This window comes from Nocardioides daedukensis (assembly GCF_013408415.1).
Classification (GTDB): Bacteria; Actinomycetota; Actinomycetes; order Propionibacteriales; family Nocardioidaceae; genus Nocardioides; species Nocardioides daedukensis.
The window spans coordinates 1,024,071-1,037,330 of the sequence record NZ_JACCAA010000001.1 but is presented as its reverse complement, the minus strand read 5'-3'; the positions used below and the strand labels follow the sequence as shown (position 1 = coordinate 1,037,330).

Genomic DNA, 13,260 nt, shown 5'->3' with positions numbered 1-13,260 from the left:
TTGTTGACAAGCAGAAGCGTCAACAACTGCCGACTCGGCGCAGTTTTGAGAGAGTAGGAACATGGCCAGCCCACGAGTCCGCAAGATCGCGGACCGCATCAAGATCATCGTCGCGGAGATGCTCGAGCGCCGGATCAAGGATCCGCGCCTGGGATTCGTGACCGTCACCGACGTCCGCGTCACCGGCGACAGCCAGCACGCCAGCATCTTCTACACGGTGCTCGGTGAGGAGGACTCGCTCGCCGACACCGCCGCCGCGCTGGAGTCGGCCAAGGGGATCATCCGCTCCGAGGTCGGCAAGCAGCTCGGCATCCGCCACGTCCCGACGCTGGAGTTCTTCCACGACGCACTGCCGGAGAACGCGCGTCAGCTCGACGACGTACTCGCTCGTGCCCGGCAGATCGACGAGCAGGTTGCGGCCACCCGTGCCAACGCCCGCTACGCCGCCGGTGAGGACCCGTACAAGAAGCCGCGTGAGGCCGCCGAGGCTCTCGACGAGGCCGAGCCCGACGAGGAATGAGCTCGCAGCAGTCCGGGCTCGTCGTCGTCGACAAGCCCGGAGGGATGACCTCGCACGACGTGGTCTCGCGAGTCCGGCGTGCCGTCGGCACCCGCAAGGTCGGGCACGCCGGCACGCTGGACCCGATGGCGACCGGCGTGCTCGTCCTGGGCGTCAACCGGGCCACTCGCCTGCTCGGACACCTGATGCTGACCGAGAAGACCTACGCTGCCACGGTCCGTCTGGGCCAGGCCACCAGCACCGATGACGCCGAGGGTGAGACGACGAGCACGGCCTCGACCACAGCCATCACCGAGGAGATGGTGCTGGCGGTCGTCGAGAACTACTCCGGGGCCATCGAGCAGGTGCCCACCGCCGTCTCAGCGATCAAGGTCGACGGGAAGCGTGCCTACCAACGCGTGCGTGACGGTGAGCAGGTCGAGCTCAAGGCCCGCCCGGTCACCGTCCACGAGATCGCTGCGGGCGAGTTCCGTCGCGAGGGTGACTTCCTGGACTTCGAGCTGCGGGTGAGGTGCTCCAGCGGCACCTACATCCGTGCCCTGGCCCGTGACATCGGTGCCGACCTCGGCGTCGGTGGTCACCTGACGGCGTTGCGCCGGCACTCGGTCGGCGACTTCGGCCTGCTCGGCGCCACCACCGATCTCGAGCATGTCGCGCTGCTCCCGATCGCCGAGGCCGCCCGACGCAGCTTTGCCTCGGTGGACCTCGACGAGGAGCAGGCCCTCGACGTCCGGGTGGGACGCAAGCTGGCCCTCTCGATCAGCGACACCACGGCGGTGTTCGCTCCCGACGGCGAGTTCCTGGCGCTCTACGAACCCGTCGACGGCCAGGTGGCCAAGCCTGTCGCGGTCTTCGTGGGTTGAGTGTGGGAGAGTTTCCGACGTGCAGATCTGGCGTTCACTGACCGAGGTGCCCGACGACCTCGGTCGCACCGTGGTGACCATCGGCAACTTCGACGGGGTCCACCTGGGCCACCAGCACGTCGTACGTCGTGCCCGTGAGGTCGCCGACGAGGTCTCCTGCAGCACCGTCGTGGCGGTCACCTTCGACCCGCACCCGATGGCCGTGCTGCGGCCCGACCACGCACCGAGCATGTTGACCACGGTCGAGCAGCGCGCAGAGCTGCTGGCCGAGCACGGTGTCGACCACGTCCTGGTGGTCCCGTTCGACCGGGAGATCGCCGAGTGGACTCCGCTGGAGTTCATCGACCGGATCCTCGTCGACGCCCTGCACGCCCAGGCCGTCGTGGTCGGTGCCAACTTCCGCTTCGGCAACCGCGCCCGCGGTGACGTCGCCACCCTGTCGGCCGAGGGTGCCTCGCGCGGCTTCACCGCCGAGGGCATCGAGCTCGACGGGGGACCGCAGGTCTGGTCCTCCACCTATGTGCGCACCTGCCTGGCCGCCGGCGACGTGACCGGCGCCGCCGAGGCCCTGGGCCGTCCGGTCACGGCCAGGGGACCGGTCGTCACCGGCGACCAGCGTGGCCGCGAGCTGGGCTTCCCGACTGCCAACCTGCCCACGCTGGAGGGTGGCTCGGTTCCGGCCGACGGCGTCTATGCCGGCTGGCTCCGGCGCCTGGACAGCGACGAGGTGTTCCCCGCAGCGATCTCGGTCGGCACCAACCCCACCTTCGACGGTGAGCGCGAGCGTCGTGTCGAGTCCTACGTCCTGGACCGCACCGACCTCGAGCTCTATGGAGTCGAGGTCGAGGTGACCTTCATCGAGCGGCTTCGTGGCATGGTTCGCTTCGAGGGCATCGAGAAGCTGATCGAGACGATGACCCAGGACGTCGTACGGACGCGCGAGGTCCTCGAGATCTGAGCGCCAGCGAGGACTGACCTCGTGGGTCAGATCCGCAACCAGGCGAGCACTGCGCGCACTCGGCGGTTGTCGTCGGGTGCGACGGGCAGGTCGAGCTTGGTGAAGATGCTGTTGGTGTGCTTGGCGACGGCCTTCTCGGTGACGAACAGCGCGGCTGCGATCGCGGTGTTGGAACGGCCCTCGGCCATCAGGGCGAGCACGTCCCGCTCTCGAGGGGTGAGTCGGTCGACCGGCTCCTGGTTGCGTCCGGCCATGATCGTCGCGATCACCTCCGGGTCGATGACGGTGCCGCCGGCGAGCACCCGGCGTACTCCCTCGACGAACTCCGAGACCCGCGCGACCCGGTCCTTGAGCAGATAGCCGACCGCACCCTCCCCGCTGGCCAGCAGCTCGCGGGCATAGAGCTGTTCGACGTACTGCGACAGCACCATCACCGGGAATCCGGGTCGCTGGGCACGTGCGTCGATCGCGGCCTTCAGGCCCTCGTCGGTGAACGTCGGTGGCATGCGTACGTCGAGCACGGCACCGTCGGCGTCCTGCTCGGCCAGCGCAGTGCCCAGGGCGACCGCATTGTCGACTGCGGCGACGACGGTGAAGTCGTGGGCCTCGAGCAGTCTGATCAGGCCGTCTCGGAGGAGGGCGTTGTCCTCGGCGACGACAAGGCGCACGGGATCTCCAGGGTGATGATCGTGGGGCCCCTCAGGGGACTGGACACCCTCATCGTGCCGTCAAACGCGGCCAGACGCCGCATGACGCCCCGGATGCCGGTTCCGGAATCGGGATCTGCGCCGCCGCGGCCGTCGTCACCGATCTCCGCGACGAGTGTGCCCTCGCGCCAGGTCAGGGTGACCCACCCGTGGTCGGCGTCCGCGTGCTTGCCGATGTTGGCCAAGCACTCGGCGATGGCGAAGTAGGCCGCGGACTCGACCGGTGCCGGCGGCCGTGCCGCGAGGGTGGTGGTGACCTGGACCGGGACGGCCATGTCGAGTGCCAGCGCCTCGACGGCACCGGTCAGGCCACGATCGGCGAGTACCGGCGGATGGATTCCCCGGACCACGTCGCGGATGTCACCCAGCACCGCCCCGGTGGTGTCACGGGCCTCCGCGATCATCCGCAACGCCGTGTCCGGATCCGTGGTGAAGAGCTCCTCGGCCATGCCCAGGGTCATCCCCAGCGCCACCAGCCGGGCCTGGGCGCCATCGTGCAGGTCGCGCTCGATCCGGCGCAGCTCGGTCGCGGAGTGGTCGACGCTCGCCGCCCGCGACTCGGTCAGCACCTCGACCCGGTGCTCGAGACGCTCGGTGTGCCCGGTGCTCAGGAAGGCCCGGTCGAGGCTGGCCCGCAGCTTCATGATGTGCGGGGTGCCGTACCACCAGAACGCACCCGTCACCAGCAGCACGAGGAGCAGGCAGGTGAGCAGCGAGAAGAGGAAGAGGATGGGGGAGACCAGCAGCCACCCCAGCTCTCGCCAGGTCATCGGGTCGCGGGCCCAGGTCTCGAGTCGCCGGAACAGCTTCATCCCCTCGGTGGGCAGGCGGTCGGACGGCACCGGGTGGCCCAGCGTGGCCGCCGCCAGAGTCCGGTGCCGGTCAGCGATCCAGCGGACCCCCGTCATCGCGGCCAACAGCAGGGGTATGCCGATGGTGGCCACGGTGAGCAGACCGCCGACCAGGGTGAGCACCAGCAGCAGGACCCCGGGCAGGAAGAGGAGCACCTGCAGGGCGGCATACCCGGTCAGGCGCAACGGACCGGGCGCGGTGGGCAGGCCGGTGGAGTCGCTCATGCCCCCATCCTTGCCGATTCCGCAGCCGCTGGCAGTGGTGCTGGGCCCACCATCACCAGGGGTCTGCCCACCCTGACGCCGGCGGTGTCGAGGGACAAGGCTCGTGGTCGTCAACCACACGACCCACGAGGAGCCAGGACAATGCCAGCTCGCAACCCGATCCCGGGCGTCGCCATCCGCGCCGCCCGATGGAGTGCCACCCATCCCGCAAAGGCGATCGCCAGCTGGCTGGCGATGGTCGCCTTCGCCGTCGGCCTGGCCTTCGCGGTCCCCACGCAGACCACCCAGGATGCCGACTACCGGGTCGGCGAGTCCGGCCGCGCAGCGGAGATGGTCGAGGACGCCGGGCTCGACGAGCCGGCAACCGAGGTCGTGCTGATCACCGCCGACGACCTGGACGCCCAGGCCGGACTCGCCGCGGCAGACGACGTACGCATGGCGATGGCGGGATTGAACGAGGTGGAGGCGGTCGCCGAGCCGCAGTGGAACGAGGACCGCACGACACTTCTCGTCGCGGTCCAGCTGGCCCGTGACCAGGACGGTGAGAGTGCCGACGTGGGGCCGCTGCGGGCCGTCACCCGGGGAGTGGCCGAGGACCACCCGGGCCTGGACATCGCGCAGACCGGTGATGCCAGCCTCCAGGAGGGCATCGGCGAGGTCATCAGTGACGACCTGCGTACGGCCGAGGGCATCTCGATCCCCGTCACCCTGGTCCTGATGCTGGTCGCCTTCGGTGCCCTGATCGCGGCCGGGATCCCTGTCCTGCTCGCCCTGTGCAGCGTCGCCGCGACGATCGGGATCACTGCACCGCTCTCGCACCTGATCCACGCCGAGGACACCGTGAGCAGCATGATCGTGCTGATCGGCATGGCAGTCGGCGTCGACTACTCGCTGTTCTACCTCAAGCGTGAGCGCGAGGAACGGGCCAAGGGGCACAGCACCCGCGACGCCGTGCAGATCGCCGCGCAGACCTCCGGGCACTCGATCATCGTGTCCGGGGGAGCGGTGATCGCATCGATGGCGGGGCTGTTCATCATCGGCGGTGCCACCTTCAACTCGCTCGCCGCGAGCTCGATCCTGGTCGTGGCGATCGCCGTGCTCGGCTCGATCACTGTTCTTCCGGCACTCCTGGTCACGCTCGGACGCTGGGTGGACCGTCCGCGGGTCCCGCTGCTGTGGCGGCTCAACGCCCGCCTCGGCCAGGGCGGGATCAGTCGCCGCGTGCTGGCACCCGTCGTACGCCGCCCCGTGGCGGCCCTGGTGGCCTCCGGCCTGGTCGTGTGTGCGCTGGCCGCACCCGCCTTCGGCCTGAAGATGCACGTCTCGGGTCTCGACACCCTGCCTGACTCGATCCCGGCAGTGAGGACCATGCTCGCCGTGCAGGACGAGTTCCCCGGAGAGGGGCCGGTTGCCGAGGTGGTCGCCACCGGCGATCCCGAGGAGGTCCGGGCCGGGCTCGCCGCACTTGAGCGGGCAGCCGCGGGTCGTCCGGACTTCGCCGTGGTGGACGGTGACTCGATCCGCACCTCGCCGGACGGGCGCACCGCGATCCTGACCCTTGCCATCCCGTTCGAGGAGACCGCCGACGAGGTGCGCGACGCCGTGCACACGCTGCGTGAGGACCTGGTCCCCGCCCACCTCGACGGTGTCGACGAGCACGCCGTCGGTGGCTTGGCCGCCAGCGACGAGGACACGCTGAACCGGATGGAGACCTACCTGCCGATCGTGGTGGGCGCAGTCCTGCTGCTCACCACGGTGATGATGGGGATCTCGTTCCGCAGCGTGCCGATCGCGCTGGTCTCGACCGCACTCAACTTGGCCTCGGTCGGGGTGGCCTTCGGGGTGATGGCACTGGTCTTCCAACGCGGAGTGGGGGAGTCGCTGCTCGGCTTCGAGAGCTCGGGCTATGTCGTGGAGTGGTTGCCGATGCTGGTGATGGTGATCCTGGTCGGGCTCTCGATGGACTATCACGTGTTCGTGCTCGGTCGGGTCCGCGAGCTGGTCGCCTCGGGCCTGCCCACCAGGCTTGCCGTGGCCCGCGGGATCTCGGACACCGCGGGCGTGGTCACGAGTGCCGCCGCCGTGATGGTCTCGGTGTTCTCGATCTTCGCGGTCCTGTCGCTCATCGAGATGAAGACGATGGGTGTCGGGCTGGCCGTGGCGATCCTGGTCGACGCGACGCTGATCCGGCTGGTGGCCTTGCCGGCCATCCTGATCCTGCTCGGTGAGCGCGCCTGGTGGCCGAACCGGCCTGACCGCCCCGTCGGCGAGGTCATCGAGGAGAGAGCAGTCGTGGCCGTAGGGTGAGCCTGCCCATGCTCCACCGGGCCCCATCGCGCGAATCGAGGAGCCATGTCCAGTCAGCCGTTCCCACCGTCTGGCCCACCCGCTGGTCAACCTGCTGGTCAACCTGGTGGCGCGCAGTCGGGCCCGAGGCCCGCCGTCGTGCTCGCGGCGATCGGCGTGGGGGCGGCGATGGTGCTCCTGGTCGTTCGGGCCTTGGCCATCGAGCTGCTCAGCAAGAATGGGGAGCTTGTGAGCATGGAGTTCGAGAACCCCCTCTACGCCTGGTTCCTCCATGGCCCAGGCCCGTTCGGCTACACCGGGCTGATCCTCGGCAACAGCTTCGGGGGAGCGCGTCCCATGTTGGGGTTCCTGGCCGGGCTGGTGGTCTTCGCGGTGGTGGCACTCGGGGTGGCAACGCTGGGCATCGCTGCCGCCAGATCGCGCTTCGCCGTGCTGGTCTCGACCTGGCTGGCGATCGGTGTCGGCGCAGGCCTTGCCGGGATGGTCTCGTTCGCGGTCTCGGCGCCGGGTGTGCCGAGCTCGGGCTCCGAGACCCTGGCGCTGTGGATGCGCCGGGGGCTCGCCGAGGGTTACTACTGGGGCTTCCTCGTGGGGTTGCTCGTGGGGCTCGCCGTGATGGCGTTGTGGAGGCCGCACCCAGGTTCGAGGCCGGGCGCGGGGTCCCGGCAGGCACCCGGCGCCCTGATGCTGGCGGGCGGGGTTGCCATGGCCTGCGTCTTGGTGCTGGTGCTGTCCACACTCGTGGGCGAGTTCCTCGACAGCGAATCAACCCGCTTCGGTTCCGAGCACGAGAACCCGCTGTTCGTCTTCGTGTTCCAAGGACTCGTGCCGCTGGGGCAGACCGGACTGATCAATGACAACGTGCGGAGCAGTTGGGGATGGCTCCCGGGCTTCCTGCTCGGCCTCGTCGCCGTCGCCCTGGTCGTCTTCGCGCTGACCTGGCGCGGCTTGCGCCATGGCATCACCGGCGTGGGAGTCCTGCTCCAGGTCTGGCTGGCGATCGCCGTGGGGACGGGGGTCGGCGCCGTGGTCACGGCTTCCGCTGCGACGCTCCAGGCAAAGTTCGTCGACGATCGTCCCGTCTTCGGGTGGGCCTACAGCCTTCGAGCCAGCCTGGATGGCGGCTACTACTGGGGGGTCTATCTCGGACTCGGTCTCGGGCTGCTGTCCATGATCCTGGTCGCCGCCCGGTCCCGGTCCCGGTCGCCATCGGGCTCCGCGTCCGGGCCGCCGGGAACACAGGATTGGGAGAACCGCGAGCCCCGCTGATAATCTCCTTCGGTTGCCCCGAAAAGGGGCACGACTCTGAATGCCGTCCAACGGCCGCGGATCGAGAGAGCCCCGGGGAACCGCCCCGGAGCGCCGCGCAACGGAGAACACGGAAGGAGCCCGCTGATGTCTATCGGTACCGACGCGGAGACCAAGAAGAAGATCATCGCTGAATACGGCAAGTCGGAGGGCGACACCGGTTCGCCCGAGGTCCAGATCGCGCTTCTGTCGCACCGCATCTCGCACCTGACCGAGCACCTCAAGACGCACAAGCACGACCACCACAGTCGTCGTGGTCTGCTGCTGCTCGTCGGCCAGCGCCGTCGTCTGCTGAACTACCTGCAGAAGACCGAGATCGACCGTTACCGGTCGATCGTCGAGCGCCTCGGCCTGCGTCGCTGAACCGTTGAAGGAGCGGTCACCCGCCACGGGTGGCCGCTCCTTCGCATTTGTCGTGCCCGGGCGTTAGAGTCGGTCACGCAAGCACAAACTGAATACGAAGAAACATCACCAGGAGCGACCCGCACCACGTCCGGCCCGGTCCTCGGTAGTGGCCTTCAGAACATCTGTTCTGCGGGCCTCGATCGAAGACCGGCCCCAGTCTCACCGTGACATCACACCGAGACAGGCGGGAAGCACTTCGATGCACCGCACTCGGTGGGCCTTGGGCTCAGTCGAGGCTGGTGCGCGGATCGCTCCGCGAACAGAACAGGGATTGAACCCTTGACCGAAAACAACGCGGACGGACCCGTCATCTCCGCAGTCGAAACCGTTCTCGACAACGGAAAGTTCGGCACCCGCACCGTCAAGTTCGAGACCGGGCTCCTCGCCCGGCAGGCCGCCGGATCGGTGACCGCCTACCTCGACGACGACACGATGCTGCTCTCGGCCACCACGGCCGGCAAGCACCCCAAGGACCACTTCGACTTCTTCCCCCTGACGATCGACGTCGAGGAGCGGATGTACGCCGCGGGCCAGATCCCCGGCTCGTTCTTCCGCAGCGAAGGCCGTCCCGGCGAGGACGCGATCCTGACCTGCCGTCTGATCGACCGCCCGCTGCGCCCGACCTTCAAGAAGGGTCTGCGCAACGAGGTCCAGGTCGTCATCACCGTGATGGCGCTCAACCCGGACGCGCCCTACGACGTGCTCGCGATCAACGCCGCGTCGCTCTCCACCCAGCTGTCGGGCCTGCCGTTCTCCGGCCCCGTCGGTGGTGTCCGTGTGGCCCTGATCGAGGGCCAGTGGGTTGCCTTCCCGTCGCACAGCCAGCTCGAGACCGCGGTCTTCGACATGGTTGTCGCCGGTCGTGTCACCGACTCCGGTGACGTCGCCATCATGATGGTCGAGGCCGAGGCGCCCGAGGGCGCCTGGACCCTGATCCAGGACGGCGTACAGGCACCGACCGAAGAGATCGTGGCCCAGGGCCTCGACGCGTCGAAGCCGTTCATCAAGCAGCTCTGCGCAGCACAGGCCGAGCTTGCCAAGGAAGCCGCCAAGCCGGTCCAGGAGTTCCCGATCTTCCTCGACTACGAGGACGACGTCTACGCAGCCGTCGAGGCTGAGGTCGGCGAGGCCGCTGCCGAGCTGTTCGGCATCTCCGGCAAGCGCGAGCGCGTGCTCGGCAAGCAGGAGCGCGACGAGCAGCTCGACCTGCTCAAGGCTGACCTGGTCGAGAAGATCGGCGGCCAGTTCGAGGGTCGCGAGAAGGAGATCGGCGCGGCGTTCCGCTCGCTGACCAAGTCGCTGATCCGTCAGCAGGTCCTGCGCGACAAGATCCGCATCGACGGTCGCGGCCTGGCCGACATCCGCCCGCTGCACGCCGAGACCGGCGTCATCCCGCGGGTCCACGGCTCGGCGCTCTTCGAGCGCGGCGAGACCCAGATCCTGGGTGTCACCACGCTGAACATGCTGACCCTTGAGCAGAAGCTCGACACGCTCTCCCCGGAGAAGTCGCGCCGCTACATGCACAAGTACGTCTTCCCGCCGTTCTCCACCGGTGAGACCGGTCGCGTCGGCTCCCCGAAGCGCCGCGAGGTCGGCCACGGTGCACTCGCACGTCGTGCGCTGCTGCCCGTCCTCCCGAGCCGCGAGGAGTTCCCCTACGCGATTCGTCAGCTCTCCGAGGCCATGGGCTCCAACGGCTCCACCTCGATGGGCTCGGTCTGCGCCTCGACCCTGTCGCTGCTCCAGGCCGGTGTCCCGCTGCGCGCTGCCGTCGCCGGCATCGCCATGGGCCTCATCTCCGACGAGGTCGACGGCGAGACCCGCTATGTCGCGCTGACCGACATCCTCGGTGCCGAGGACGCCTTCGGTGACATGGACTTCAAGGTCGCCGGAACGAAGGAGTTCGTCACCGCGCTCCAGCTCGACACCAAGCTCGACGGCATCCCGGCCGAGGTCCTGGCCGGTGCGCTGACCCAGGCCCGTGAGGCTCGCCTGGCCATCCTCGAGGTGATGGCCGAGGCCATCGACACCCCCGAGGAGATGTCCATCCACGCACCGCGGATCATCAGCGTGCGCGTGCCGGTCGACAAGATCGGCGAGGTCATCGGGCCGAAGGGCAAGGTGATCAACCAGATCCAGGACGACACCGGCGCGTCGCTGTCGATCGAGGACGACGGCACCGTCTACATCGGTGCCACCAACGGCGAGGCGGCCGAGGCCGCTCGTGCGATGGTCAACGCGATCGCCAACCCGACCATGCCCGAGGTCGGCGAGCGCTACCTCGGCACGGTCGTGAAGACGACCAACTTCGGTGCCTTCGTCTCGCTGCTCCCGGGCAAGGACGGACTGCTGCACATCAGCAAGCTCCGTTCGCTGGCCGGCGGCAAGCGCGTCGACGCCGTCGAGGACGTCCTGTCGGTGGGCCAGAAGGTCCAGGTCCAGATCGCCGAGATCGACGACCGCGGCAAGCTCTCGCTGATCCCCGTCGTCGACGAGTCCGCGGACTCCGCCGAGGACGCGACCGAGGCTCCGGCCGAGGGCGTCGACGAAGGCTGAGTGTGACTCGACCGAACAACACCGGGACCGGCCAGCAGGCAACTGCTGGCCGGTCTTCGGTTCCCCAGAAGATCGGCTCCACCCGGACCCTGCTGACCGTCAAGGACGACGACGGCCAGGTGACCTCACGGGTACGCCGTACCGTCCTGCCCGGCGGGCTGCGCGTCGTGACCGAGCAGATGGCGGGAGTGCGCTCCGCATCGATCGGTGTATGGGTCGGCGTCGGTTCGCGCGACGAGACCCCTGCCCTGCACGGCGCCTCGCACTTCCTCGAGCACCTGCTCTTCAAGGGCACCCGGGAGCGGTCCGCGATGGACATCTCGGTGGCCCTGGACGAGGTGGGCGGTGAGTTCAACGCCTTCACCGCCAAGGAGTACACCTGCTTCCACGCACGGGTTCTCGATCACGACCTGCCGCTCGCCGTTGACGTCATCGGCGACATGATCACCAACTCGCTGATCATCGACGGTGACGTGGAGGCCGAGCGCGAGGTGATCCTCGACGAGATCGCCATGCACGACGACGACCCCGACGACGTGGTCCACAACCTGTGGGCCGCCCAGGCCTACGGCGACACGCGTCTGGGCCGGCCGATCGCGGGCACCGAGGAGTCGATCCGCTCGATCACCCGGGCCCAGGTCGTCCGGTTCTACCGCCACCACTACCGCGCAGCGAACATGGTCGTCGCGGTTGCCGGCAACGTGGACCACGCCTCCGTGGTCCGTGAGGTGCGGACCGCCTTCGGGCGCAACAAGTTCCTCGCCGGCGACGATCTGCCGCGCTCACCCAAGATCACCGACAGGTCCCGCAAGGTGTCCGCCGGATCGATCGCGATCTCGCGACCCTTCGAGCAGGCCAACGTCGTCCTCGGCGTCAACGGGATGACCCGCAGCGACACGCGGCGGTTCGCACTCGGCGTGCTCAACACCGCGCTCGGTGGTGGCACATCCTCACGGCTCTTCCAGGAGATCCGCGAACGGCGCGGCCTGGCCTACTCCGTCTTCTCGTTCGCCAGTCACTACAGCGACGCCGGGATGGTCGGAGTCTCCGTGGGGTGCCTGCCGGAGAAGCTCGACGAGGTGCTCGAGGTGGTCCGCGCCGAGCTCGCCTCGGTGGCTGCCGAGGGCATCACTGCCGAGGAGCTGCAGCGGGGCAAGGGGCAGCTGTGCGGCGGGCTGGTGCTCGGGCTCGAGGACTCCGGATCCAGGATGTCGCGGATCGGCAGGGCCGAGCTCGTGCACGACGAGCTGCTCAGCATCGACGAGGTGCTCTCGCGGATCAACGCCGTGACCCTCGAGGACGTCCAGACGCTGGCCGCGGAGCTGTTCGCCCAGCCGCAGGTGCTCGCGGTCGTCGGTCCCTGACCGGGGCCCGCGTGCGGGCTCGCCGTCAGGCGATCGCGAGCAGTGCCGTGCCGGCGCAGGCGATCGCCCAGAGCACGCTGGCGAAGGTGCCGATGATGAATCGTTCCGCGGCACCCGGCGTGGAGCTGCGCAGCTCGGCATAGCGGCCCAGCCCCTTGAGGGCCAGGATGATCGCCAGGCCGCTCGGCCAGGCGGCGACGACGGAGGCGAAGACCGCCGTCCGCTCGAGGCCACCGATCCAGGCGCCGCCGCGCAGCACCTCGCCGGCTTGGCGCATGGAGCCTTCCTCGGCGTCACGGGTGCCGTCGATGAGTCGGAAGATGCTCGTGGTGATCACTCCACCGCCGCCGACGGCCAGGATTCCCAGGAGCGCCACGTCGACCACCGTGGCGGATCCAGCGGGGATCGTGCGGTCATCGAAGCCCAGCAGGGCGGCAGCGGCGCCGAGCCCCGCGAAGAGTGCGACGGCGAGCACCACCTGGCCGCGCCCGGGAGTTCGCCAGCCAGCCATGGAGACGGCAGCGGTGAGCACCAGGATGGCGACGACGACGATTTCCATGGCTCTCCTCTGCGGACCTCAGGCGAGGTCGTCTGTCAGCATCTGGGCGACCAGCTCGTGGGCACGCTCACCCTCGATCAAGCCGGCGGCCCGACCGCGCTGGCTGACTGCGGACTGGCTGATGCCGAGTCGGTCGGCGATCTCGACGTGGGTCAACCCCTCGGCGACCAGGTCGACCACCTCCCACCCGCGCGTCGTACGGCGGCTGAGCAGTCCGGCCCACAGCCAGGCCACGGTCTCCAGCTGTCCCGAAACGTAGTCGTCGGGACCGACAACGGCGATCTTGCCCGGTGAGTTCTTGGCCCGCGTGACGGCGTCGCGGGCATGGAGGTATGCCGTGCCTCGTCCGGCGCGGGCAGTGGCCGGCAGTGGCTCCTCGACGTCCCCGATGCCGATTCCGATGTTCCAGGCATCGCTGCGCAGGAGCCTCTCGATCACCGCTGCCGCGGCACCGGGGTCGGTGTAGACGGCCTGGATCTCGTCACCCGCGGTGCGCTCGAAGGGGAGCAGCGCGCCGGCGGCGTACTCGTCGACCGCAGCGGGGACCAGGTCGCTGGTGGTGCGACTGGACCGCTGGTCGACTGTGAGGACGCAGGCCTTCATTCTTCCTCCATCAGGAAATAACCTGATAAGAGAC

12 protein-coding genes are annotated in these 13,260 nt (G+C 68.9%); 8 read left to right on the top strand and 4 right to left on the bottom strand.

The annotated features are described in order from the left end of the window. The first annotated feature begins 61 nt into the window (after positions 1–61). From rbfA to BJ980_RS05070, 3 genes are read left to right on the top strand one after another with little or no spacing between them, the layout of a single operon-like run. On the top strand, positions 62–520 hold the full coding sequence (gene rbfA, locus BJ980_RS05080) for a 30S ribosome-binding factor RbfA (RefSeq protein ID WP_179501288.1): 459 nt from the start codon (positions 62–64) through the stop codon (positions 518–520). After that, the gene (gene truB / locus BJ980_RS05075; RefSeq protein ID WP_179501287.1) at positions 517–1,383 is read left to right on the top strand and encodes a tRNA pseudouridine(55) synthase TruB; all 867 of its coding nucleotides are present in this window, start codon (positions 517–519) and stop codon (positions 1,381–1,383) included. Before rbfA ends, truB begins: the two co-directional genes overlap by 4 nt. Positions 1,384–1,402: 19 nt before the next feature. Further along, the gene (locus tag BJ980_RS05070; RefSeq protein WP_179501286.1) at positions 1,403–2,341 is read left to right on the top strand and encodes a bifunctional riboflavin kinase/FAD synthetase; all 939 of its coding nucleotides are present in this window, start codon (positions 1,403–1,405) and stop codon (positions 2,339–2,341) included. Positions 2,342–2,367: 26 nt separating this feature from the next. Here the strand turns inward: BJ980_RS05070 and BJ980_RS05065 are convergent, their stop codons facing one another. Further along, positions 2,368–3,009: a LuxR C-terminal-related transcriptional regulator gene (locus BJ980_RS05065; protein ID WP_179501285.1), complete on the bottom strand. Its 642-nt coding sequence runs from the start codon at positions 3,007–3,009 to the stop codon at positions 2,368–2,370. Beyond that, a complete protein-coding gene (locus BJ980_RS05060) occupies positions 2,961–4,124 on the bottom strand; it encodes a sensor histidine kinase (protein ID WP_218855413.1) in 1,164 nt (387 codons plus the stop codon). The genes BJ980_RS05065 and BJ980_RS05060 overlap by 49 nt, the downstream gene beginning before the upstream one ends. A 141-nt stretch (positions 4,125–4,265) precedes the next feature. Between BJ980_RS05060 and BJ980_RS05055 the strand changes: the two genes are divergently transcribed. The 5 genes from BJ980_RS05055 (at position 4,266) to BJ980_RS05035 (ending at position 12,064) form a co-directional block, all read left to right on the top strand. Continuing rightward, positions 4,266–6,431: an MMPL family transporter gene (locus BJ980_RS05055; RefSeq protein WP_179501284.1), complete on the top strand. Its 2,166-nt coding sequence runs from the start codon at positions 4,266–4,268 to the stop codon at positions 6,429–6,431. 138 nt (positions 6,432–6,569) lie between these two features. After that, a complete protein-coding gene (locus BJ980_RS05050) occupies positions 6,570–7,700 on the top strand; it encodes a hypothetical protein (protein WP_179501283.1) in 1,131 nt (376 codons plus the stop codon). A gap of 126 nt (positions 7,701–7,826) precedes the next feature. Then, on the top strand, positions 7,827–8,102 hold the full coding sequence (gene rpsO, locus BJ980_RS05045; RefSeq protein WP_056676478.1) for a 30S ribosomal protein S15: 276 nt from the start codon (positions 7,827–7,829) through the stop codon (positions 8,100–8,102). Positions 8,103–8,423: 321 nt separating this feature from the next. Beyond that, complete coding sequence (locus BJ980_RS05040; protein WP_179501282.1) at positions 8,424–10,700, top strand: polyribonucleotide nucleotidyltransferase; 2,277 nt, start codon at positions 8,424–8,426, stop codon at positions 10,698–10,700. A 2-nt stretch (positions 10,701–10,702) separates the two neighbouring features. After that, the gene (locus tag BJ980_RS05035) at positions 10,703–12,064 is read left to right on the top strand and encodes an insulinase family protein (protein ID WP_179501281.1); all 1,362 of its coding nucleotides are present in this window, start codon (positions 10,703–10,705) and stop codon (positions 12,062–12,064) included. A 25-nt stretch (positions 12,065–12,089) separates the two neighbouring features. Here BJ980_RS05035 and BJ980_RS05030 read toward each other — a convergent pair whose 3' ends face one another. Both BJ980_RS05030 and BJ980_RS05025 read right to left on the bottom strand, forming a co-directional pair. Beyond that, the gene (locus BJ980_RS05030) at positions 12,090–12,623 is read right to left on the bottom strand and encodes a hypothetical protein (RefSeq protein WP_179501280.1); all 534 of its coding nucleotides are present in this window, start codon (positions 12,621–12,623) and stop codon (positions 12,090–12,092) included. An 18-nt stretch (positions 12,624–12,641) separates the two neighbouring features. Next, a complete protein-coding gene (locus tag BJ980_RS05025) occupies positions 12,642–13,226 on the bottom strand; it encodes a sigma factor-like helix-turn-helix DNA-binding protein (protein ID WP_179501279.1) in 585 nt (194 codons plus the stop codon). Positions 13,227–13,260 lie beyond the last annotated feature (34 nt).

Coding starts and splice junctions, on each gene's coding strand:
- rbfA (WP_179501288.1), top strand. CDS start 62: ATGGCCAGCCCACGAGTCCGCAAGATCGCGGACCGCATCAAGATCATC.
- truB (WP_179501287.1), top strand. CDS start 517: ATGAGCTCGCAGCAGTCCGGGCTCGTCGTCGTCGACAAGCCCGGAGGG.
- BJ980_RS05060 (WP_218855413.1), bottom strand. CDS start 4,124: ATGAGCGACTCCACCGGCCTGCCCACCGCGCCCGGTCCGTTGCGCCTG.
- BJ980_RS05055 (WP_179501284.1), top strand. CDS start 4,266: ATGCCAGCTCGCAACCCGATCCCGGGCGTCGCCATCCGCGCCGCCCGA.
- rpsO (WP_056676478.1), top strand. CDS start 7,827: ATGTCTATCGGTACCGACGCGGAGACCAAGAAGAAGATCATCGCTGAA.
- BJ980_RS05030 (WP_179501280.1), bottom strand. CDS start 12,623: ATGGAAATCGTCGTCGTCGCCATCCTGGTGCTCACCGCTGCCGTCTCC.
- BJ980_RS05025 (WP_179501279.1), bottom strand. CDS start 13,226: ATGAAGGCCTGCGTCCTCACAGTCGACCAGCGGTCCAGTCGCACCACC.